At 69.5% G+C, this 22,313-nt stretch carries 20 protein-coding genes; 5 read left to right on the forward strand and 15 right to left on the reverse strand.

Annotation, left to right across the window (positions count from 1 at the left end; translation table 11 throughout):
* The 3 genes from ACXPWS_RS19940 to deoC are packed head-to-tail and all read left to right on the forward strand — an operon-like array spanning nt 1 to nt 3,211.
* Complete coding sequence (locus tag ACXPWS_RS19940) at nt 1-1,491, forward strand: sugar ABC transporter ATP-binding protein (protein ID WP_458708312.1); 1,491 nt, start codon at nt 1-3, stop codon at nt 1,489-1,491.
* Nucleotides 1,484-2,491: an ABC transporter permease gene (locus ACXPWS_RS19945; protein ID WP_458708313.1), complete on the forward strand. Its 1,008-nt coding sequence runs from the start codon at nt 1,484-1,486 to the stop codon at nt 2,489-2,491. Before ACXPWS_RS19940 ends, ACXPWS_RS19945 begins: the two co-directional genes overlap by 8 nt.
* A gap of 30 nt (nt 2,492-2,521) precedes the next feature.
* A complete protein-coding gene (deoC, locus tag ACXPWS_RS19950; protein WP_458708314.1) occupies nt 2,522-3,211 on the forward strand; it encodes a deoxyribose-phosphate aldolase in 690 nt (229 codons plus the stop codon).
* 6 nt (nt 3,212-3,217) lie between these two features.
* Here the strand turns inward: deoC and ACXPWS_RS19955 are convergent, their stop codons facing one another.
* The 7 genes from ACXPWS_RS19955 to rimP form a co-directional block, all read right to left on the reverse strand.
* Nucleotides 3,218-4,531, reverse strand: a complete 1,314-nt coding sequence (locus tag ACXPWS_RS19955) for an MATE family efflux transporter (RefSeq protein ID WP_458708315.1) — start codon at nt 4,529-4,531, stop codon at nt 3,218-3,220.
* Nucleotides 4,532-4,536: 5 nt separating this feature from the next.
* Entirely contained in the window at nt 4,537-5,535 is a 999-nt protein-coding gene (locus tag ACXPWS_RS19960) for a DHH family phosphoesterase (protein WP_458708316.1), read from the reverse strand.
* Nucleotides 5,510-6,004 carry a 30S ribosome-binding factor RbfA gene (rbfA, locus tag ACXPWS_RS19965; protein ID WP_458708317.1) on the reverse strand — a complete coding sequence of 165 codons (495 nt, stop codon included), beginning with the start codon at nt 6,002-6,004 and terminating at the stop codon, nt 5,510-5,512. Before rbfA ends, ACXPWS_RS19960 begins: the two co-directional genes overlap by 26 nt.
* Nucleotides 6,005-8,842: a translation initiation factor IF-2 gene (gene infB / locus ACXPWS_RS19970; RefSeq protein WP_458708318.1), complete on the reverse strand. Its 2,838-nt coding sequence runs from the start codon at nt 8,840-8,842 to the stop codon at nt 6,005-6,007. It lies immediately after the preceding gene.
* A 101-nt stretch (nt 8,843-8,943) separates the two neighbouring features.
* A complete protein-coding gene (locus tag ACXPWS_RS19975; RefSeq protein WP_458708319.1) occupies nt 8,944-9,291 on the reverse strand; it encodes a YlxR family protein in 348 nt (115 codons plus the stop codon).
* Between the two features lie 68 nt (nt 9,292-9,359).
* Nucleotides 9,360-10,361, reverse strand: a complete 1,002-nt coding sequence (nusA, locus tag ACXPWS_RS19980) for a transcription termination factor NusA (RefSeq protein ID WP_458708320.1) — start codon at nt 10,359-10,361, stop codon at nt 9,360-9,362.
* Nucleotides 10,358-10,894 carry a ribosome maturation factor RimP gene (rimP, locus tag ACXPWS_RS19985; RefSeq protein WP_458708321.1) on the reverse strand — a complete coding sequence of 179 codons (537 nt, stop codon included), beginning with the start codon at nt 10,892-10,894 and terminating at the stop codon, nt 10,358-10,360. Before rimP ends, nusA begins: the two co-directional genes overlap by 4 nt.
* Nucleotides 10,895-11,045: 151 nt before the next feature.
* Between rimP and ACXPWS_RS19990 the strand changes: the two genes are divergently transcribed.
* Together ACXPWS_RS19990 and ACXPWS_RS19995 are read left to right on the forward strand one after the other, a co-directional pair.
* A complete protein-coding gene (locus ACXPWS_RS19990; protein WP_458708322.1) occupies nt 11,046-11,576 on the forward strand; it encodes a hypothetical protein in 531 nt (176 codons plus the stop codon).
* Nucleotides 11,573-12,055, forward strand: coding sequence for a ferritin-like domain-containing protein (locus ACXPWS_RS19995; protein ID WP_458708323.1), 483 nt, complete (start codon nt 11,573-11,575; stop codon nt 12,053-12,055). The genes ACXPWS_RS19990 and ACXPWS_RS19995 overlap by 4 nt, the downstream gene beginning before the upstream one ends.
* Before the next feature lie 6 nt (nt 12,056-12,061).
* On the opposite strand, the gene ACXPWS_RS20000 is transcribed toward ACXPWS_RS19995, so the two are convergent.
* The 8 genes from ACXPWS_RS20000 to cobO all read right to left on the reverse strand — a co-directional run bounded on the left by ACXPWS_RS20000 (nt 12,062) and on the right by cobO (nt 22,297).
* Nucleotides 12,062-13,804 carry a proline--tRNA ligase gene (locus tag ACXPWS_RS20000; protein ID WP_458708324.1) on the reverse strand — a complete coding sequence of 581 codons (1,743 nt, stop codon included), beginning with the start codon at nt 13,802-13,804 and terminating at the stop codon, nt 12,062-12,064.
* Between the two features lie 11 nt (nt 13,805-13,815).
* Nucleotides 13,816-14,343: a VOC family protein gene (locus tag ACXPWS_RS20005; protein WP_458708325.1), complete on the reverse strand. Its 528-nt coding sequence runs from the start codon at nt 14,341-14,343 to the stop codon at nt 13,816-13,818.
* A gap of 199 nt (nt 14,344-14,542) precedes the next feature.
* Nucleotides 14,543-16,051, reverse strand: a complete 1,509-nt coding sequence (locus ACXPWS_RS20010; protein ID WP_458708326.1) for an MFS transporter — start codon at nt 16,049-16,051, stop codon at nt 14,543-14,545.
* A 48-nt stretch (nt 16,052-16,099) separates the two neighbouring features.
* Entirely contained in the window at nt 16,100-17,419 is a 1,320-nt protein-coding gene (locus ACXPWS_RS20015; RefSeq protein ID WP_458713615.1) for an alpha/beta hydrolase, read from the reverse strand.
* Between the two features lie 72 nt (nt 17,420-17,491).
* Nucleotides 17,492-19,054, reverse strand: coding sequence for an MFS transporter (locus ACXPWS_RS20020; protein ID WP_458708327.1), 1,563 nt, complete (start codon nt 19,052-19,054; stop codon nt 17,492-17,494).
* Between the two features lie 32 nt (nt 19,055-19,086).
* Complete coding sequence (gene cobA / locus ACXPWS_RS20025) at nt 19,087-20,286, reverse strand: uroporphyrinogen-III C-methyltransferase (RefSeq protein WP_458708328.1); 1,200 nt, start codon at nt 20,284-20,286, stop codon at nt 19,087-19,089.
* A 23-nt stretch (nt 20,287-20,309) separates the two neighbouring features.
* Nucleotides 20,310-21,680 (reverse strand): cobyrinate a,c-diamide synthase, encoded by a 1,371-nt coding sequence (locus ACXPWS_RS20030; protein WP_458708329.1) that lies wholly within the window; start codon nt 21,678-21,680, stop codon nt 20,310-20,312.
* 2 nt (nt 21,681-21,682) lie between these two features.
* On the reverse strand, nt 21,683-22,297 hold the full coding sequence (cobO, locus tag ACXPWS_RS20035) for a cob(I)yrinic acid a,c-diamide adenosyltransferase (protein ID WP_458708330.1): 615 nt from the start codon (nt 22,295-22,297) through the stop codon (nt 21,683-21,685).
* Nucleotides 22,298-22,313: the final 16 nt, after the last annotated feature.

Raw genomic sequence — 22,313 nt, forward strand, 5'->3', positions numbered from 1 at the left:
GTGAGCACCGCACTGAGGATGTCCGGCATCGTCAAGACCTTCCCCGGTACCCGGGCCTGCAACGGTGCCGATCTGGAGGTCGCCCGCGGCGAGGTGCACTGCCTGCTCGGGGAGAACGGCGCGGGAAAAAGCACCCTGATGAAGATCCTCTCGGGCTCGTACACGCCGGACGCCGGGACCATCACCCTCGGGGACGAACAGGTCACCTTCGCGTCCCCGCTCGACGGCGTGCGGGCCGGGATCAACACCATCTACCAGGAACTCGATCTGGTACCCGACCTGACCGTGGCCCAGAATCTGTTCCTCGGCCACGAACCCCGCCGCGGACCCTTCGTGGCCCGCGGGCAACGAGACCGGCTGGCCGCCAAGGCGATCGAGCGAGTGGGCGCAACGTTCGCCCCGTCCAGCATCGTCGGGCAACTCTCGGTATCCGACCAGCAGCTCACCGCGATCGCCAAGGCGCTGACCACCGACGCTCGGATGGTGGTGATGGATGAACCCAGCGCCACCCTGACCGAACACGACCTGGCCGCGGTGTTCCGGGTGATCCGCGAACTCGCTGCCGCCGGAAAGGCGGTCATCTACATCTCGCACCGCCTGGATGAGGTCAAACACATCGGGGACCGGGCGACCGTCATGCGTGACGGCGCGACAGTCGGCGTGTTCGACATCGCCTCGGTCTCCAAGGAGCAACTCGTCCAGGCGATGATCGGGCGCTCCATGGCCTCGCGGCCCGCACGGCAGCACCGCCGAAAGACCGAGCCGTTGCTGCAGGTACGCAAGGCGGTGGTGCCCGGCCTGATCGACGTCCACGACATCGGCGTCGGGCGCGGCGAGATCGTCGGGCTGGCCGGGCTCGGCGGATCGGGCCGATCCACCTTGCTCGCCACACTTTTCGGTGATCGGCGAGGTCATCTCGACATGACCCTCGCCGATCGCCAGATCGGGTCGCTCACCCCGCGCACCGCGGTCGGCCTGGGCATCGGACTGGTACCCGAAGACCGCAAACGCCAGGGGCTCTTCCTGGAACAGTCGATCCTGCGCAATGCCGCGATCGCCGCACTGGAACCGTTGCGGGTCAACCCGGTGACCCGGGCTCGTGCGGTGTGTGAACCGGCACTGCACCGGCTCGGAGTCAAGTTCGCCGACGTCGGACAGCCCGTCGGTCAGCTCTCGGGCGGCAACCAGCAGAAGGTCGTGCTGGCCAAATGGATGGCCCGCGGTGTCGACCTGCTGCTGCTCGACGAGCCCACCCGCGGCCTGGACATCGGGGCCAAAGCCGAACTGTTCGAACAGGTCCACGCGCTGGCCGACTCCGGCGTCGGCATCCTGATGGCCTCCAGCGAACTCAGCGAGCTGACCGAGAATTGCGATCGGATCTGGGTCATGCACGAAGGCCGCAACGTCGCGGACTACCAGCCGGCAACCACCCCGGCAGCGGCGATCGCCCGCTGCATCGTCACCGGAAGAAACGAAACCACCCATGACTGACCTGATGGACCGATCCGCGTCCTCCGAACCCGGCACCGCACCGGCGGCCAATGCCCGCCGGCGCAACGTCATCATCCGGTTCAATCTGCTGTTCATCTTCCTCGCCCTGTTCGTGGTGGCGTCGGTGTCCGCCCCGCAGTTCTTGACCAGCCAGAATCTGGCGAACCTGTTGCAGCAGTCCAGCCTCACCGGCATCGTGGCGATCGGCATGACCGTGGTCATCCTGACCTCCGGTATCGATCTGTCGGTCGGTAGCGTCGCGGCGCTGTCGGGGATGCTGGTGGCGATCTTCATCGGCGCGGGAATGCCGTGGCCCGTCGCGATGGCTCTGGCGATCGGGTCCGGCCTGGTGCTGGGCGGCGTGATGGGTGGACTGAGTGCCTACCTGGCGCTGCCTGCCTTCATGGTGACCCTCGCGGGTATGCAGAGCATCCGCGGCGTCACCTATCTGACCACCAACGGCACCCCCACCACCGCCGACATCCCGATGGGGCTGCGGTTTCTCGGCGCGGGGTCGGTGGCCGGGATTCCGGTGGTGGGAATCATCTTCGTGGTCACCGCCGTGGTCGTCGGTTTCGTGTTGCGCCGCACCACGTTCGGTGAGCACATCTACGCCGTCGGCAGCAATCCGCACGCGGCCCGGCTGTCCGGACTGCCAGTCCAGCGCATCACCACCGCGGCGTATGTCATCTGCGGCGGCCTGGCGGCCCTGACCGGCGTGCTGCTGACCGCCCGGCTGACCATCGGCCAGCCCACCGCCAACACCGGCCTAGAACTCGACGCCATTGCCGCGGTGGTGCTCGGCGGCACCAGCCTGTTCGGCGGAAAGGGCGGCGTGCTGGGCACTTTCATCGCGGTGCTGCTGCTGTCGGTGCTGCGTAATCTGTTCAACCTGCTGGGGCTCAGCTCGTTCTTCCAGATGCTCGTCACCGGTTTGATCCTGATCGCGGCACTGATCATGAACTACCTGCTCGACCGGCAGTCCAAGAGCGCGGGCTGACCGGCGCAACCACGAGAACAAAGGAAACCGATGAGCACCTCCACCATCGACACCACCGATGTCGCGGCCACCATCGACCACACGCTGCTCAAGCCCGAAGCCACCGCCGCCGATGTGGCCGCCCTCGTCGCCGAGGCCGCCGAGCTGAAGACATACTCGGTGTGCGTATCCCCTTCGATGTTGCCGATCGACGTGCCCGCCGGGCTGAAAGTGGCTGCGGTGTGCGGCTTCCCGAGCGGTAAGCACACGTCGGCGGTCAAGGCCGCCGAAGCCGCCGCAGCCGTGCGCGACGGCGCCGACGAGATCGACATGGTCATCGACATCGGCGCCGCCAAAGCCGGTGATTTCGACCTGGTGCAAGCCGATATCGCCGCGGTGCGCGCGGCCGCACCCGCCCCGGCGGTGCTCAAGGTGATCATCGAGTCGGCTGCGCTGACCGATGACGAGATCGTCGGTGCCTGCCGGGCGGCGGTCGCCGCGGGCGCCGACTTCGTCAAGACCTCGACCGGATTCCATCCGTCCGGCGGTGCCACCGTCCATGCCGTGCAACTGATGTATCGCACGGTGGCCGACGCCGGACTGGCCGTGAAGGCTTCGGGTGGGGTACGCACACTCCAGCAAGCCCGCGCGATGATCGCCGCCGGTGCCACCCGGTTGGGTGTGTCCGGGTCACGGGCCCTGCTGGCAGCGGACGGCGACAGCACCGGCACCGCCTACTGATCGGGTTCAGCCGGTACCGGCCACCAGCCAACGTCCCGAGAATGCGCGCCAGCCGACAAAGGCCAACCGCAAGACCATGAACAGGGACAGGCCCGACCAGATACCGACCAGGCCCCAACCGAAGGCCAGCGACAGCCAGATCAGCGGCAGGAAACCGATCAGCGCGCTCAGCAAGGTGGCATTGCGCATGAATCGGGCGTCACCGGCACCCAGCAGCACCCCATCGAGGGCGAAGACGATGCCGGCTACGGTCAACTGCCCCACCAGGAACCACCACGGCACGGCGATCTCGTCGAGCACCGCAGCATCGGAGGTGAACAGGCTGGGCAGCACCGCCGAGCCGGCGGCGAACACCAGCGCGAACAGCGCGGCGGCCGCCGTGGAGAAGATGGTGACCCGCCAGGCCACCGACTTGGCGGCCGCCAGGTGCCCGGCCCCCAGCGCCGCACCGACCAGGGACTGGGCCGCGATCGCCAGCGAATCCAGCACCAGGGCAAGGAAATTCCACAACTGCAGGACCACCTGATGCGCGGCCACTGCGGCCGCACCGAATCGCGCTGCCACCGCTCCCGCCGAGACGAAACAGGCCTGGAACGCCAGGGTGCGCAACGCCAGGTCACGACCCATCACCAGCTGGGCGCGCAAGAGCGCGGGCTGCACCCGCAGCGGCACCTGCTCCACCAGCAGGGCCCGCAGGAACAATCCGGCGGCCAGCCATTGCCCCACCAGGTTGGCGACCGCCGAGCCGGCCAGCCCGAGCCGCGGCGCGCCCGCCCAGCCGTACACCAAGGTCGGACACAGCAACGCCGAAAGACCAAAGCCGACAAGCACATAACGCAGCGGCCGGGCGGTGTCCTGGACTCCGCGCAGCCACCCGTTGCCGGCCATCGACACCATGATCGCGGGCGCGCCCAGGATGGCGATGCGCAACCACGGCAGGGCCGCTGCCGCGATCTGGCCGCCCCCGGTGATGGCGTCGAGCAGCGGCACCGCGAGAATTTCGACGGCGAGCACCACCAACAGACCGAGGCCAAGAGCCAGCCAGGTGGCCTGCACACCCTCGCCCGCCGCGGCGCGCCGGTCCGCAACGCCGAAGAAGCGGGCCGAACGCGCCGTCGTCCCATAGGACAGGAATGTCAGCTGCGAACTGACCAGCGACAGCACCAGACCGCCGATCGCCAGCCCGGCCAGGCTCAGCGCCCCGAGCCGCCCGACGACGGCGATATCGAACAGCAGATAGACCGGCTCTGCGGCCAGCACACCCAGCGCGGGCAGCGCCAGGCCGGCGATCCGCCGGGCGGTGACGGGTTCGTCAGCCAAGTCGGTTAGCCCAGGATGTCGCGTAGTGCGGCGGCCACCTGGTCGGAGGTGCCGGTGGCCGTGTAGCCGGCGGCCTGGCGGTGACCGCCACCGCCGAATTCACCGGCCACCCGGGAGATGTCGAGCGACTTGGATCGCATCGAGACCGACCACTGCCCGGGCGCGGTCTCCTTGAACACCGCGGCCACCTCCGCCTCGGCGGTGGTGCGCACGATGTCGACGATGCTCTCCACCTCCTCGGAGCGAGCCCTGGCCCATTCCTGGTGCGGCACCACGGCATACACCAGACCGAGACCGCCGGCGGCATCGGGTAACAACTGGGCCGAGCCCAGCACCCGGGACAGCAGCGGCAGCCATTCGAAGGGATGGGTGTCCATCAGGGTGCGGCTGATCGCGGCATTGTCCACGCCGAGGTCCAACAGTCGTTCGGCCAGCCGGTGCGCCCGCCCACTGGCCCATCGGAACGAACCGGTGTCGGTGGTCAGTCCGGCGTACAGGCAATGCGCGACCGGGCCGTCGATCGGCTTGCCCCAGGCGTCCAGCAGTTCGGCCACCATCATGGTGGTGGAGTCGGCCGACGAGTCGACGTAGTTGGCCGTGCCGAACAGTGCGTTGGACGCGTGGTGGTCGATCACCAGCACCGCGCGTTTACCGTCGGCGAGCTCTTGCAGACTGCCGAGCCGGTTCAGGCTGGGGATGTCCACCGTGACGATCAGGTCGGCGTCGCGGCGCAGTCGGTCCGGGGCGACCAGCAGGTCGACCCCGGGCAGGCTGTGCAGCGATTCCGGCAGCTCCGCCGGGGTGGCGAAGCCGACCTGGACGTCCTTACCGGCCCGCGCCGCAACCTGGGCGAGCCCCAGCCCGGCCCCGATGGTGTCGGCGTCCGGATAGACGTGACACACCACGACGATCGAGCGGGCGGCGGCGCACAGCTGGGCAGCGCCGTGCGCGTCGACCCGCGCGCCGGTGAGCGCTACCTCAGTCCTCGGGTCGGTCGTCGTCACTGGTGTCCTCAGCCGTGCTGGTCGTACGGTCGTCCTCCACCCCAGTCACACGGTACGGGTCGGCGTCCCCTGCCGGCACGGCACCCTCCCTGACCCGGGCCAAGTCGGCGTCGGCCGCCCGGACCCGGGACAGCAGCTCCTCCATCCGGTTCGCGGCATCGGGCACCGTGTCCCGGGCGAACGCCAGCGTCGGGGTGAACCGCACCCCGGTGCCGGCGCCCACCTTGGACCGCAGCACACCCTTGGCGCTTTCCAGCGCCGCGGCCGCACCTGCGTAGTCCGGCTCGTCCTCCAGCGTCGACCCCAGCACCGTGTAGTACAGCGTGGCGTCGTGCAGGTCCGCGGTCACCTTCGCGTCCGTGATCGTCACACCCGTCAGTCGCGGATCCTTGATCTCGTACTCGATGGCCGAGGCGACGATCGTGGAGATCCGCTTGGCGAGCCGTTTGGCGCGGGCGGGATCAGCCATTTAGACCCGCGCCTTCTCGACCAGTTCGTAGGCCTCGATGACGTCGCCTTCCTTGATGTCGTTGTAGGTCAGCGTCAGACCACATTCGTAGCCGTCGCGCACCTCCGTGGCATCGTCCTTCTCGCGCTTCAGCGAGGAGATGGTGACGGTCTCGGCGACCACGACGTTGTCGCGGATCAGGCGGGCCTTGGCGTTACGCCGCATGATGCCCGAGGTGACGAGGCAGCCGGCGATGTTGCCGACCTTCGACGACCGGAAGATCGCGCGGATCTCGGCACGGCCCAGTTCGCGCTCTTCGTAGACCGGCTTGAGCATGCCCTTCAGCGCGGCCTGGATCTCGTCGATCGCCTGGTAGATCACCGAGTAGTACCGGATCTCCACACCCTCGCGGTTGGCCAGTTCGGTGGCCTTGCCCTCGGCGCGGACGTTGAACCCGATGATGATCGCGTCCGAAGCCGACGCCAGGTTGACGTTGGTCTCGGTGACGCCACCGACACCGCGGTCGATGACGCGCAGTTCCACCTCGTCGTCGATCTCGATGCCCAGCAGGGCTTCCTCCAGCGCCTCGACGGTGCCGGAGTTGTCGCCCTTGAGGATCAGGTTCAGCTGGCTGGTTTCCTTCAGCGCCGAATCCAGGTCTTCCAGGCTGATCCGCTTGCGGCTGCGTGCGGCCAGTGCGTTGCGCTTGCGCGCGCTGCGCCGGTCGGCGATCTGGCGGGCGATGCGATCCTCGTCGACGACGAGCAGGTTGTCGCCTGCACCCGGCACCGACGTGAAACCGATGACCTGGACGGGCCGCGACGGCAGCGCCTCCACGACGTCCTCACCGTGCTCGTCGACCATGCGCCGAACGCGCCCGTAGGCGTCGCCGGCGACGATCGAGTCGCCGACCCGCAGGGTGCCGCGCTGGATGAGCACGGTCGCCACGGGACCACGGCCACGGTCGAGGTGAGCCTCGATCGCGACACCCTGGGCCTCCATGTCCGGGTTGGCCCGCAGGTCCAGCGAGGCGTCCGCCGTCAACAGCACCGCTTCGAGCAGCGCGTCGATATTGGTGCCCTGCTTGGCCGAGATGTCGACGAACATGGTGTCGCCGCCGTACTCCTCTGCGACGAGGTTGTACTCGGTGAGCTGCGCCCGGATCTTGGCCGGGTCGGCGCCTTCCTTGTCGATCTTGTTGACCGCCACGACGATCGGCACGTCGGCCGCCTGCGCGTGGTTGATGGCCTCCACCGTCTGCGGCATGACGCCGTCGTCGGCGGCGACCACCAGGATCGCGATATCGGTGGCCTTCGCACCGCGGGCACGCATGGCGGTGAACGCCTCGTGACCGGGGGTGTCGATGAAGGTGACCAGCCGCTCGTTGCCGTCCAGTTCCGTCAGCACCTGGTAGGCGCCGATGTGCTGGGTGATGCCGCCGGCCTCGCCCTCCCGGACGTTGGCCTGGCGAATCGTGTCGAGCAGTCGGGTCTTGCCGTGGTCGACGTGACCCATGACCGTGACGACCGGCGGACGGAACTCGAGGTCCTCCTCGCCGCCCTCGTCCTCGCCGTAGGTGAGGTCGAACGACTGCAGCAGCTCGCGGTCCTCGTCCTCCGGGGACACCACCTGCACGACGTAGTTCATCTCGTTGCCGAGCAGCTCGAGAGTCTCGTCACCCACGGACTGGGTGGCGGTGACCATCTCGCCCAGGTTGAACAGCGCCTGCACCAGCGATGCCGGGTTGGCGTTGATCTTGTCGGCGAAATCGCTCAGCGACGCACCGCGGGCCAGCCGGATGGTTTCGCCGTTGCCGTGCGGCAACCGCACCCCACCGACGACCGGGGCCTGCATGTTCTCGTACTCGGCGCGTTTGGCCCGCTTCGACTTGCGGCCGCGACGGACCGCGCCGCCGGGCCGGCCGAAGGCACCCGCGGCACCGCCGCGCTGACCGGGACGGCCACCGCCGCCACCGCCTGCCGGACCACCGCCGCCGGGACGACCGCGGAAACCGCCAGCTGCTGCGCCACCACCGGCGCCTGCACCGGTGCCGGTGCCACCGCCGCGGTAATTACCGCCGCCACCGCCGGGCCGAGCACCCTGACCGGGGCGCGGACCGCCGCCGGGGCCTGGACGCGGACCGCCGGGGCGACCCGTTGCACCTGGCCGGGCGCCGGGCGGACGAGGGGGCATGTTGCCGGGCGAAGCACCGCCGGGACGCGGCGCGCCCGGACGGGGACCACCGGCACCTGGGCCGGGGCGCGGACCGCCGGGACCGGCCTGCGGTCGCGGGGCCGGACGCTCCACCGGCTGTTGGGACGAGAAGGGGTTGTTGCCGACCCGGGGTGCCCTCGGTGCCGGCTTGGGGCCGGGACGCGGACCGGGACGGGATTCGGCGGGCGCGGCCGGGGCAGCCGACGCGGCGGGTGCAGCCGGAGCGGCGGGTGCCGGATCCGCCGGCGCGGCAGGAGCCGGGGCCGGGGCCGGAGCCGCCGGACCGGGCCGGGGACCCGGGCGCTGCGCGGCCGGTGCCTCGGCCGCCGGAGCGGGTGCGGGAGCTTCCGCCGGAGCGGGGGCCGCCGGCGCCTGAGCCGCCGGTGCGGGGACCGCAGGCTTGGGCGTCGCCGGCCGGGGTCCGGGCACGGGAGCGGAGCCGGAGGTTGCCGGCTTTGCGGCGGGCGCCGGCTTGGCGGGCTTGCCGCCACCGAACGATTCACGCAGCCGGCGAGCCACCGGGGCTTCTACCGTCGACGATGCCGACTTGACGAATTCGCCCTGATCGCTGAGCCGGGCGAGCACTTCCTTACTGGTAACACCGAGTTCCTTTGCCAACTCGTGTACACGGGCCTTACCTGCCACTACATCTCCTCATCTGGAGGCGACAGCGGTGGGTAGGCCGCGCCTCGGGTTTAGCTATGACGCATGGTCATCGGGACTTCACGGTGTGCTCATGTTCTTCGCTACCTGTTCTCTTGACCGTGGAGGTCGGGTGTCCGAATTCCTTCGACGTACTCGACCACCGCGGAAATTGCCGGTGAACCGGTGATCCGTAACGCTCGAACGAACGCCCGCCGCCGGATCGCCGCTTCGAGGCACTGCTGGTCGGGATGCAACCACGCACCCCGCCCCGGCAGGCTACCCGCTGGATCGACGGTTACGGCGTAATGGCCGGGCCCGTCGAGGACAGCGGCCAGCCGAAGCAGATCGACGGCCAACTCTCGCTTCCGGCATCCCACACACGTCCGCACCGGTCCGTGAGGGCTGCGGTGCGCACGAGGCTGGGAAACCGGAGTCTCGCGCTGGATCACGGCTCAGTCTACCGTCACCGTTCGCGCAGACAGAATCGCGTGTCGGGGTCCGGCCGCCGGACCCCCGATCACGCGGTCCCTGGCTCGGCCGCATCGCTGCGGATGTCGATCCGCCAGCCGGTCAGCCGCGCCGCGAGCCGGGCGTTCTGGCCCTCCTTGCCGATGGCCAGCGACAGCTGGAAGTCCGGCACCACCACGCGTGCCGCCCGGGTGGTCTCGTCGATGACGGTGACCGACACCACCTTGGCCGGCGACAGCGCGTTCGCCACGAACCGCGACGGATCCGGGTCGAAATCGATGATGTCGATCTTCTCGCCGGACAACTCGCTCATCACATTGCGCACCCGCTGGCCCATCGGGCCGATACAGGCGCCTTTGGCGTTCAGCCCGGACACCTTCGACGCGACCGCAATCTTGGAACGGTGCCCGGCCTCCCGCGCCACCGCGACGATCTCGACGGAATTGTCGGCGATCTCGGGGACCTCCAGTGCGAACAGCTTGCGCACCAGGTTCGGGTGGGTGCGCGACAGCTCGATCTTGGGTTCTCGTGCACCGCGGCTGACCCCGATCACGTAGCACCGCAGCCGGTCGCCGTGCTCATAGCGTTCACCGGGCACCTGCTCGGCCGGACGGATCATCCCGTCGGATCCCTTGGCCTCGGTGCCGACGCGGACCACCACGTTGCCGCGGGTGTTCTCCCTGGCGTCGCGCTGCACGACGCCGGCGACGATATCGCCTTCGTGGGCCGCGAACTCGCCGTACATCCGCTCGTTCTCGGCATCCCGCAGCCGCTGCAGGATCACCTGACGCGCGGTGGTGGCCGCGATACGCCCGAATCCCTCTGGGGTGTCGTCCCATTCGTTGATGAGGTTGCCGTCGTCGTCCGTCTCGCGGGCGATCACCTGGACCACTCCGGTTTTTCGGTCGACGTCGATACGCGCGTCGGCCTCATGCCCCTCGGTATGCCGATAGGCCGTCAACAACGCCGACTTGATGGTCTCGACGACGATATCTACCGAGATGCCCTTGTCTGCCTCGATGGCATGCAGCGCCGCCATGTCTATGTTCATGCGTCGCTCCCCTTTCCAGACTGCTCCACCAGATCCAATTCACGTTGATTGGGTGGCGAGAATTCAACTTGCACAACAGCTTTGACGATTTCGGATAATTTCACGCATCGCTCCGAGAGCTTGCCCTTGTCGGCGATCACCAGATGCACGACACCACCGCCGGTGTGGCCGATCCGCCCCGTGACAGTGCCACCGTCGGCCAGCACCACCTCCACCTTGCGGGCACGTGCCCGCCGGAAGTGCTTCTCCTCGGTCAGCGGTCGATCGACCCCGCGCGATGTGATCTCCAGCACGTACGGCGCGGTCTCGGCACTGTCCAGGACGTCGAGCAGCTCGGAGGCGGACTGGGACAGGGTGGCGACCGCGTCCAGGGTCAGCCCCGAGTCGCCGTCGGCGACCACCGTGATTCTGGGCGGCCGCGCCGACGCGTTGACGACGACGTCTTCGATTTCGTAACCGGCACGCGCGAACTCACCGCCAAGTAGCTCGTGCACTTGCTTCTGCGTCGGCAGCAGCGGGGCATCCGGCGCCACGGCGAGCTCCTCATCTTGAGTTGTGCGGACATGTTCACAGGTGGGCTGACCCGGGAATCAGTTACCAAACGATACGCCAGGCGCGCCGCCGCTTTGGCCAAACGAACCGCAGGGCAACGATCCACCCGGCACCCCATGGCAGGATGTGGGCGTGCCGAGAGCTTTGCCCACGATCACTCGCCGGCGGTTGTTGGTCTCGGCACTCCCCGCCGGCATGGCCCTGACCGTGCTCGGTTCGGCGGTGGCGTGTGCGCCCGCTCCCCCGCCACCCGAACTCGCCGATCTGGTAGCGCAATTCGAACGCGCACACACCGACAGCCGGCTGGCCGGGCAGGCCGCCACCACCGCGCGGCCCCAGATAGCGCCCGTCCTGACGACCGTCGCCTCCGAACGCGCCGCACATGCCAGGGCGTTGTCGGACGAGATCACCCGGCTCACCGGCGGCGCGGCGCCCACCTCGCCGCCACCGGCATCGCCGTCGTCGGCGGCCTCCGCCACCCCGGCGCCGCCGCCCGCGCCCACCGTCGCCGATGTGACCGCGGCCCTGCATCAATCGGCCGACAGCGCCGCTGCGCTCGCGGTACGACTCTCGGGTTACCGGGCGGGGCTGCTCGGTTCGATCGCGGCGGCCTGCACGGCCTCCTACCAGGTGGCACTCGCCGACCCGGGGCAGGCCCGATGACCTCGCCGCAGCCGGCACCGTCGCGCCCGGACCCCAACCGGCCCACCGACCCCGCCGGCGGCGCGCTGTTCGACGCGGTGGCCACCGAGCACGGTGTCATCTACGGCTACGGCGTGGTGTCGGCCCATTCCACCCCTGACGAGAACGACCTGGTGGCCGACGCGATGGCCCAGCACCGCGAGCGGCGCGAGCAGGCGATCGCCCTGCTCGGTGCGCGGTCGGTACCGGCCCCGCTGGCGGCGGTCGGTTACCAGCTGCCACTGGAGGTCTCGGACCCCACCCAGGCCGCCCAGCTGGCGGTCCGGATGGAGGAAGACGCGGCGGTGGCATGGCGGGCGGTGCTCGAACAGGCAGGCACCGCGCAGGACCGCACCTTCGCTGTGACCGCGCTGACCCAGTGCGCGGTGCTGGCCGCACGGTGGAGCCGGGTGCTGGGCGCCGCCCCGGTCACGCTCGCCTTCCCCGGCGGCACCGAGTAGCCGCCACTACCCGGCGAGCAGACCCGCGATCTGCGCCGACGCCCCGTCCACCGCGATCTCCCTGGTCTCCCCGGTGAAGCGGTTGCGCAGTTCGACCACGCCATCGGCCCAGCCGCGACCCACCACCACGATCCACGGCACCCCGAGCAGTTCGGCGTCCTTGAACTTGACCCCGGGCGAGGCCGTGCGGTCATCGAGCAGAACCTCGACACCGAGCCGATCCAGTTCGGTGGCCAGCTCACCGGCGCCCGTGCGAGCCGCCGCGTCCTTGTTGGCGATCACCACGTGCGCGTCGAACGGCGACACCGGCGCCGGCCAGCGCAGGCCGATTTCGTCGTGGTTCTGCTCGGCGATCACCGCGACCAGCCGGGACACGCCGATACCGTAGGAACCCATCGTCAGGCGGACCGGCTTGCCGTTCTCGTCGAGCACATCGGCGGTGAAGGCGTCGGCATACTTGCGGCCGAGCTGGAAGATGTGACCGATCTCGATACCGCGCGCCGAGGTCAGCACGCCGGCACCATCCGGTGACGCGTCACCGTCGCGCACCTCCGCGGCCTCGATGGTGCCGTCCGGGGTGAAATCGCGTCCGGCGACCAGACCCACCACGTGCTTGTTCGGCGCGTCGGCGCCGGTGATCCAGGCCGTGCCGTCCACCACCCGCGGGTCCACCAGGTAGCGAACCCCGTTGGCCTGCAACCCAATCGGTCCGATGTACCCCTTCACCAGGAAAGGGTTGGCCCGGAAATCGGCCTCCTCGAGCAGCGCGTACTCGGCCGGTTCCAGCGCGGCGCCCAGGCGCTTGTCGTCGACCTCCCGGTCCCCAGGCACGCCGATGGCCAGCAGTTCCCAGTCCCCGCCCGGCTCGCGCACCTTGAGCAGTACGTTCTTCAGGGTGTCGGCCGCGGTGGTGGTACCGGGCAGTGCGGTGTTGGCCCAGTCGACCAGGGTGGCGATCGTCGGGGTGTCGGGCGTGTCGTGCACGACGGCTTCGGGCAGACCGTCGATCGGCCGCGATTCCGGGACAGCGGTGATGACGGCCTCCACATTGGCCGCGTACCCGGACTCCACGCAGCGCACGAAGGTGTCCTCGCCGATCGGGCTCTCGGCCAGGAATTCCTCCGAGGCGCTGCCGCCCATCGCACCGGACACCGCCGAGACGATCACGTAGTCGATGCCGAGGCGGCCGAAGATGCGCTGGTAGGCCTCCCGGTGCGCGTGATAGGCGGTCTTGAGACCGTCGTCGTCGACATCGAAGGAATACGAGTCCTTCATCACGAACTCGCGACCGCGCAGGATGCCGGCGCGGGGCCGCGCCTCATCGCGGTACTTGGTCTGGATTTGGTACAGCCGTAACGGGAAGTCCTTGTAGGACGAGTACTCACCTTTGACGGTCAGGGTGAAAAGTTCCTCGTGGGTGGGGCCGAGCAGGTAGTCGTTGCCACGACGGTCCTTCAGCCGAAAGAGGTTGTCGCCGTACTCCGTCCACCGGTTGGTGGTCTCGTACGGGGCGCGCGGCAGCAGCGCCGGGAACAGGATCTCCTGGCCGCCGATGGCATTCATCTCCTGCCGGACGATGCCCTCGATCTTGCGCAGCACCCTCAGCCCCAGCGGCAGCCAGCTGTACAGCCCCGGCCCGATCGGGCGGACGTAACCGGCCCGGATGAGCAGCTTGTGGCTGGGCACCTCGGCATCGGCGGGATCGTCGCGCAACGTGCGCAGGAACAGTTCGGACATCCGGGTGATCACAGCGGGCCAGCTTAATCGCGCCCCTGCCAGGTGCAGACGCACACCTCGTTGCCCTCGGCATCGGCCAGCACCCAGAAGGCCGGCGCACACCGCGCGCTGAGCAGCGTGCCACCGGCGGCCAGGGCCGCCTCGATGCGCGCGGCGGCCTGGTCGTGGGGCACGTCGACGTCGAGATGGATGCGATTGCGTTCCCCCCGGGGTGCGTCCATCTGCTGGAACCACAGCGCCGGCCCGCGCCCGGTCGGATCGACGAGTCCGGCGCTGAGATCCGAGCACCCGGACTCGTCGACATAGCCGGTCACGGCCTTCCAGAACGGCCGGACCGCCGGGATGTCCAGCGCGTCGATCGCGATCTCGATCGCCTGCACGGACACCGCGCCGGGTGTGGTGGCCAGGCCCTCGACGGTCAGCGCCGCCGAGATCGCCCGGGCCAGCCCGAGGTCGGCCCCGGTGACCCCGACCGCCGAACGCACCCGCAGCACCGCCCGGTCGGCCCGGACGTCGATGCCGAGCCGGTCCTGGCCGGCGTCGGCGGCCACCGCCGCCACCGCGTCCGCGACCGCGGCGGCGCGGCTCAGCGACGGCGCGGCTCAGCGACGGCACCCGCACCTCGGTGTGAATCGCGCCGAGCACCAGGCGCCAACCCAGCGCGCCGACCGCATCCGAGATCTGCTGACGGGTGGGCAGCTCATCCCTCATGCGGCCAGGGTAACGACGGGCTCCGACGCCGCGGGGCGTTCACAGCTCGCCGGCGTCGACCGCTTCCTTGGTGTGCTGCGCCTGGGCGATATCGCGTGCCGAGAATCCGATGAACAGGGCGGCCACCCCGACCAGCACGGCGATCGCGGCCACCCACAGCAACGAGTAGGTGTAGCCGGAGCCCAGCGCATCCAGTTGCGCCGGTGTCATACCGGTGACCGGTCCGGTGGTGCCACCGAGGTAGAGGGTGCGTGAGGTCTGCACCGCCTGGACCACCACCAGCACCAGGGGGCCGCCCAGGTTGTAGACCATCAGCGTCACCGAGGACACCGGGCCGATCTCCTGCGGGCCGACCTTGGCCAGAGTGCACAGCGGCAGGATCACCGAGATGACGCCGATGCCGGCGCCGCCCACCACCACGGGCACGAACAGATCGGGAAAGTACGGGATGGATCGGTCCAGGGTGGAGCCGAAGAGCATGGCCGTCAGCACCAGTAGCCCGCCGCCGATGATCACCCACCGAGGCGCGACCCGCGGGGCCAGCCGGGTGGCCACCACGTTGCCGATCACGAAGGCCAGCGCGAAGGGCATGAAGCAGATGCCGGCCCGCAACGGCGAGTACCCGAGCACGTCCTGCACCAGCAGCCCGATCATCACGCTGAGGGTCAGCATGACGCCGCCGGCCAGGAAGTAGGCGGCGAAGGACGCCACCCGGTTGCGGTTGTCGAACATCGACAGTGGGACCAGCGGGTTGTCTGCGCCGCGCTCGTCGAGCAGGAAGGCGATGAAGAACACCACGGCGCCCACGGCGGCGCCGATCACCCACGGGTCGGTCCAGCCCAGCGGCGGCCCCTGGGTGAACACCAGCACCCCGCAGGTGCAGGCCAGCGTGGCCAGCAGCGCGCCCGTGACGTCGAGCTTGAGCCGGACGTGGTTGGTCTCGGCCAGCCGGGTCACCGCGATCCAGATGATGACGATGCCGATGGGCACATTGACCAGGAAAGCCAGCCGCCAGGACAGCCCGGTCAGCGCGCCGCCGAGCACCAGTCCCAGTACCGAACCGAGCCCCTGCATCGCCGCCGACACCGCCAGCGCCTGATTACGGGCATGCCCGACGGCGTAGGTGGTGGCGATCAGCGCCAGGCCGGTCGGTGCGGCCACCGCCGCCCCGACACCCTGCACCGCGCGCGCGGCGATCAGCGTGTACGGCTCGGTGGCCAGCCCGCACACCAGCGAGGCGATGGTGAAGATGCCGACGCCGGAGATGAAGGCCCGCTTGTGCCCGATCGCGTCGCCGAGCCGGCCGCCCAGCAGCAGCAGACCACCGAAGGTCAGCACGTAGGCGGTGATCACCCAGCTCTTGGCCGCGTCGGACATGCCCAGCTCGGCCTGCATCCGGGGCAGCGCGACGATGACGATGGTGCCGTCCAGTGTCGACATCAGCTGCATGCCGGTGATCGCCACGATCGCCACGCCGGTCACCCGGTCCGACAGGCGCGTGACGCTGGACTCCGATGCGCGGCTCGCCGCGGGGTCGGACGCTGGCATGCCAACCGACCCTACCTGCGGCACGCACCGGGCACCGGGACGATCCGGTCAGGCGGCGTGGGCACCGGGGTTCGGCGCGGCCGGGACGCCGAGCCGGCCCGCCAGCCACGGCAACGTCGCCGCGAACGCCTGGGATGCGAACGACCAGTCGTGGTGACCCGGCCAGGTCTGCACGGTGGCGTCGATGCCGTACCGGTGACCGAGGGTGCTCAGCGTGCTCGCCGCGACGTCCTGGCCCTCTGGATTGGCCGACCGGTCGTGTCCGGCGCCGCCGTCGGGCACCACGTACAGCGCGGACAGATCGGTGTACCGGCCGTGATGGGCCATCACCGTCGCCGGATCGAATTCGGCCCATGCGGCCGGGTCGCCGCCGAACAGCCGGTCGATGGATTGTTGCCGGGTGCCCGAATTCGGGCCGAGGTCACCGGCGATATCGACGAAGGCGCTGAACAACTCCGGGCGCCGCACACTCAACTCCACCGCGCAGGTACCGCCCATCGACCAGCCCATGATGCCCCACCTGCTTCGGTCCGGACTCACCCCGAAGTTCGAGATCATATAGGGCACAACATCTTTGGTCAGATGCAGCGAGGCATTGCCACGCGGGCCGTTGACGCATTCGGTGTCGTTGTCGAAGCTCCCGGTGGGATCGACGAAGACGAAGACCGGCGCCGTTCCGCCGTGGTCGGTCGCGAAGGCATCGATCGTGGTGGCCGCATCACCGGCGCGTAACCAGTCCGCAGGCGTGTTCAGCTGGGCGCCGATCATCATCACCGTGGGCAGTCGGGGCGGCGGATTGCTGGCGAACCACGCCGGCGGCAGATAGACCAGTTCGTCGCGGTGGGCGAACTTGGACGCCGCCGCGCTGATCGTCACCGGCAGCACCACCCCGTGCCCCGGATGCGCGTGCGCCAACTGCAATTCGGTGACCGTCATCCGGTCGGCCTGATCGGGTACCGCGGGAATCGTCAGCCGGTTCCACGCACTGTCCACGGTGGGGAAATACCCGACCCAGACGTTGACCATCAGCACCGCGCACAGTGCGCAGGCCGGTACCGCGGCGACCGACACCAGACGCCGCCACCAGCGGGCCCGCCGCCAGCCCAGCACGGCGATGACACCACAGAATCCGGTCAGCGCGATCCACAGCCACAGCGGCCGCGGCGCGGGATCACCGGCAATTCCGATGGCGGCGATATAGGAGTGCGCCGCAGCCGTCAGGGCCAGACCGCAGCCCGCGGCGATGACGATCATCAGCCCGCGGGCGCGGCGCACCGCGGCGAGCACCACCAAGATCAGCGTGGCGACCTCGAGCAGATGCGGCAATGCGCCGTGGGTCAATGCGAGGCCACCCAGGAAGTGCCACACCGTCATTCGGTGGGTGCGGGCGTCCGGGTCACCGGGTCAGGCTAGGACACCCGGCTGTGAGACGGCTGACCGTCAGTCCAGCTCTCCGGCATCGAGGGCGTCCTTGACTTCCTGCGCGTGGGCGACCTCTTCGGCCGTGTAGCGGATGAACAGCGCGACCGCGCCCACCAGGACGGCCACCGCGGCCACCCACAGCAGGCCGTAGGTGTAGCCCTGGTCCAGCGCGTGGTGTTGCGCGGCATCCATGTTCTTCACCGGGCCGGTGGTACCGCCCAGGTAGAGGGTGCGCGAGGTGATGACGGCCTGGATGATCGCCAGCACGACCGGCCCGCCGAGGTTCTGCAGCATCAGCGCGATGGCCGAGACGGGGCCGATCTCGTCGAAACCGACGCCCGCGATGGCCGAGACGGTCAGCGGCACCACGATCATGCCGATCCCGAAGCCGCCGATCGTGATGGGCAGCACCAGGTTCGGGAAATATGGGATGCCGGCGTTGAGCGTCGAGCCGTAGATCATCGCGCCGAGCACGAGGACGCCACCGGAGATGACCAGCCAGCGCGGCGCGAACCTGGACACCAGCACGGAGGACACCCCGAGCCCGATACCGAGGGCGATGACGAACGGGATGAAGCCGATACCCGCCTTGAGCGCGCTGTAGCCCATGATGTCCTGGACGTACAGACCGATCAGCACGGTCAGGGTGAACATCACGCCGCCGGCCAGGAACACCGCGGCCAGGGTGGCGACCCGGTTGCGATCGCGGAACAGTGAGAACGGCACGACGGGGTTCGCCGCGGACCGCTCCACGTAGAAGAAGGCGAACCCGAACAGCACCGCACCCGCGCCGGAGGCCAGGGTGAGCGGTGACAACCATCCTTGCTCGGGGCCCATCGAGAAGCCGAACACCGCGGCGGTGCACGCCAGGGTGGCCAGGATGGCGCCGGCGGCATCCAGCTTCATCCGGGCCCGGTCGGTCTCTTGGAGCGTTTTGTGCGCCAGGTAGAGCATCACCAGGCCGATGGGGATGTTGACCAGGAAGGCCAGCCGCCACGACCATTCGGTGAGCGCCCCGCCGACCACCAGACCCATGACCGAGCCGACACCCGTCATGGCGGCGAACACCGCGGTCGCGGCGTTACGGGCGGGACCCTTCGGGAAGGTCGTCGCGACCAGGGCCAGGCCGGTCGGTGAGGCGATGGCCGAGCCGACACCCTGCAGCAGGCGGGCGATGACCAGCGTGGCCTCGTCCCAGGCCACACCGCACAGCACGGAGGCGATGGTGAACAGCGCCACACCGACGATGAAGGTGCGCTTGCGCCCGATGGTGTCGCCGAGGCGACCGCCCAGCAACATCAGGCCGCCGAAGGTCAGCACGTAGGCGGTGATCACCCAGCTGCGACCGGCGTCCGACAGGCCCAGTTCGTCTTGGATCTTGGGCAGCGCGACGATCGCGACCGTGCTGTCCATGGTGGCCAGCAGCTGCATGCCACCGATCGCGATGACCGCGGCGATGAAATTCCAGGACGGCAGCCAGGCCGGAAGCCGGCCGCCGCGCTGCACCCCGTCTTGCTCGATGCGAACAGGCAGCGCGCGGCTGTTTCCGCGCGCCCGCTCTGCGTCGTTGAGAGCCGTCATACGGGTTACCTTACAGTAATCTTAAGAATCCTTTAACTGCCGAAGCCCGCCACAGCGCCGATCACGATGATCGCCGGCGGCCGGATTCCCTCACTGCGGACGGTCTCGGCGACGTCCGCGAGAGCCGCATGCACGGTCCGCTGAGATGCCGTCGTCCCGTGCTGCACCACCAGCACCGGCGTATCAGCAGGTCGGCCGCCCGCCAGCAGGACGTCGGCGAAAAGTTCGATGCGCTCGACCGCCATCAGCAGCACGATGGTGCCCGTCATCTGCGCCAGCGCATTCCAATTCACTAACGATTCGGGATGGTCGGGCGCAACATGGCCACTGACTACCACGAACTCGTGGTTGACGGCCCGGTGCGTGACCGGCGTGCCGGCCAGCGCGGGCACGGCTATGGCACTGGTCACACCGGGCACCACGGTGACCGGAATCCCGGCCTCCGTGCAGGCGAGCACTTCCTCATAACCCCGGGCGAACACGAACGGGTCGCCGCCCTTGAGCCGCACCACGAACTTGCCGGCCTTGGCCCGCTCGATGAGGACGTTGTTGATGGCCTCCTGCGCCATCGCCCGGCCGTACGGGATCTTCGCGGCGTCGATCACCTCGACGTGCGGCGCCAGTTCGGCGAGCAGCTCCGGCGGGGCCAGCCGGTCGGCCACCACCACGTCGGCGTGGGCCAGCAGCCGCCGGCCCCGCACGGTGATCAGTTCCGGGTCGCCCGGTCCCCCACCGACCAGCGCCACCCCTTCGTGCACGGTGTCCGGCCCCTGCCCGGTGATCACCCCGCTCGCCAGCGCCTCGTGGATGGCCGTGCGGATGGCCGCCGAACGGCGGTGCTGGCCGCCGGCGAGCACGCCGACCGACAGCCCATCGAATTCGAACGACGCCGGGGTGACCGCGGTGCCGTCGCGCGCGGCGTCGGCACGCACACAGAAGATGCGGCGCCGCTCGGCGCCTTCGACGATGGCGGCGTTGACATCCGGATCGTCGGTGGCGGCCAGCACGTACCAGGCGCCGTCCAGATCGGCGTCGACGAAGTCCCGCAGCGTCAGGGTGATGGGCTCCATGGCTTCCACCGCCGGCGTGGCGGCCCGGGTGACCACGTGTACGTCCGCACCGACGGCCAGCAGCAGCGGCAACCGGCGCTGGGCCACGCTGCCACCGCCCACCACGACAACTTTGCGCCCTTCCAGGCGCAGACCGACGAGGTAGGCGTTCTCTGAACCCACATTGCTCCTCGTGTCCGCAGAATTCACCCCGCGAGCTTAAAGGTTCCCGCCGCCGTCACGAACCGGGCGATGGCCTGCGGATGCGCGGCCGGATGGGTGTGCAGATAACCGGCATGGACGCCGCGGTGTACCGCGCCGTCGGCGACCCGGCCGGCGGCACCACCGGCGAACGCCCAAGCCTGGGCATATTCGGTGGCGAAAGTGACTGCAGTGCGGTGGAATTCGTGGCCGGTCACACGTTCCCCGACGCGGTGCAGCGCGGAGTCCGCCACCGCCACCGCGTCGCGGTAACCGAGCGTCAGCCGCTCGGTGAACCGCGCCGAACCCGCCAGCACACCGCACATCGGCACACCGTCGAGGTCGTCGACCAGATAGGTGAGGCCGGCGCATTCGGCATGCACCGGGGCGCCGGCGGCGGCCAGCGCCCGGATCTGGGCGCGCACCGTCGCGTTGGCCGACAACTCCGCGGTGAACTGTTCGGGGAAGCCGCCCGGAATCACCACTGCGGTGGCCGCGGTGGGCAAATCCTGGGCCAGCGGGTCGAAGTCGACGACCTCGGCGCCGGCCGCCACCAAGAGTTCGCGGTGTTCGGCATAGCCGAAACTGAAGGCCCGGCCCGCCGCCAGCGCCACCGTCACACCGCGCGCCGGTGCTGCCACCTCGGGGCTCCACGGTGCGGCGGTCACTCCGGTACCGGCCGCGGCGGCGACGGCGGCGACGTCGACGTGCCTGGCGACCAACTCGGCCATGGCCGCCACGGCGGTCGTGGCGCGCCGGCCGTGTTCGACCGCGGTCACCAGTCCGAGATGACGGGACGGGACCTCCAGTTCGGCGGCGCGCGGGATGGCCCCCAATACCGGGATGCCGGCATGCTCGCAGGCCTGCCGCAGCACTTGTTCGTGGCGCGCGGACCCGACCCTGTTGAGGATCACTCCGGCGAACCGAAGTGCGTTGTCGAACGTCGAAAAGCCGTGCAGCAGCGCGGCAATGCTCTGACTCTGACCTCGGGCGTCGACGACCAGCACCACTGGCGCGCCGAGCAGACCCGCGACGTGGGCGGTGGACCCGCGGGCGGGACCCGGGTCTGCCGAGATCCGCCCGTCGAACAGGCCCATCACCCCCTCGACCACGGCGATGTCGGCGCCCGCGCTGCCGTGTCGGTACAGCGGGCCGATCAGATGCTCCCCGACCAGCACCGGGTCCAGGTTGCGGCCGGGCACCCCGGCAGCCAGCGCGTGGTAACCGGGGTCGATGAAGTCGGGTCCCACCTTGAACGGCGCGACGCGGTGCCCGGCCCGGCGCAGGGCACCCATCAGACCCGTTGCCACCGTGGTCTTGCCACTGCCGGAGGCGGGGGCGGCGATGATGACCGCAGGAGTCACCGCAGTCACCATGCTTACCACTCGATACCGCGCTGGCCCTTGCGGCCGGCATCCATCGGGTGCTTGATCTTGGTCATCTCGGTGACCAGGTCGGCGGCGTCCAGCAGTCGCTGCGGTGCGTCGCGTCCGGTGATCACCACGTGCTGGTTGCCGGGCCGGTTCGCCAGCACCTCGACCACCTCATCGGTGTCGACCCAGCCCCACTTCAGCGGATAGGTGAACTCGTCGAGCACGTAGAAGTCGTGCCGCTCATCCGCGAGCCGAGTGCGGATCTCGGCCCAGCCGTCCCGCGCGGTCTCGGCATGGTCGACCTCGCTGCCTTGTTTTCGGGTCCACGACCAGCCGGAGCCCATCTTGTGCCATTGCACGGGACCCCCCACACCGTGTTCGTCGTGCAGCCGGCCCAGCGCCTGAAAGGCGCTCTCCTCGCCCACTTTCCACTTCGCGCTCTTGACGAACTGGAACACCGCGATATCGAAGCCCTGATTCCAGGCGCGCAGCGCCATGCCGAACGCGGCGGTCGACTTTCCTTTGCCCGGGCCGGTGTGCACGGCCAGCAGGGGGGCATTGCGCCGTGCCTTGGTGGTCAGGCCGTCATCCGGGACGGTGAGTGGTTGTCCTTGTGGCATGGCACTTCTCCCTCGG

Source organism: Mycobacterium sp. BMJ-28, from assembly GCF_054404835.1.

Bases quoted from the DNA above. Each gene is read 5' to 3' on its own strand.
- nusA (WP_458708320.1), bottom strand. From the start codon at position 10,361: ATGAACATAGACATGGCGGCGCTGCATGCCATCGAGGCAGACAAGGGC.
- cobO (WP_458708330.1), bottom strand. From the start codon at position 22,297: ATGCCACAAGGACAACCACTCACCGTCCCGGATGACGGCCTGACCACC.
- ACXPWS_RS20030 (WP_458708329.1), bottom strand. From the start codon at position 21,680: ATGGTGACTGCGGTGACTCCTGCGGTCATCATCGCCGCCCCCGCCTCC.
- ACXPWS_RS19995 (WP_458708323.1), top strand. From the start codon at position 11,573: ATGACCTCGCCGCAGCCGGCACCGTCGCGCCCGGACCCCAACCGGCCC.
- deoC (WP_458708314.1), top strand. From the start codon at position 2,522: ATGAGCACCTCCACCATCGACACCACCGATGTCGCGGCCACCATCGAC.
- rbfA (WP_458708317.1), bottom strand. From the start codon at position 6,004: ATGGCTGATCCCGCCCGCGCCAAACGGCTCGCCAAGCGGATCTCCACG.
- ACXPWS_RS20020 (WP_458708327.1), bottom strand. From the start codon at position 19,054: ATGACGGCTCTCAACGACGCAGAGCGGGCGCGCGGAAACAGCCGCGCG.
- ACXPWS_RS20010 (WP_458708326.1), bottom strand. From the start codon at position 16,051: ATGCCAGCGTCCGACCCCGCGGCGAGCCGCGCATCGGAGTCCAGCGTC.
- ACXPWS_RS19945 (WP_458708313.1), top strand. From the start codon at position 1,484: ATGACTGACCTGATGGACCGATCCGCGTCCTCCGAACCCGGCACCGCA.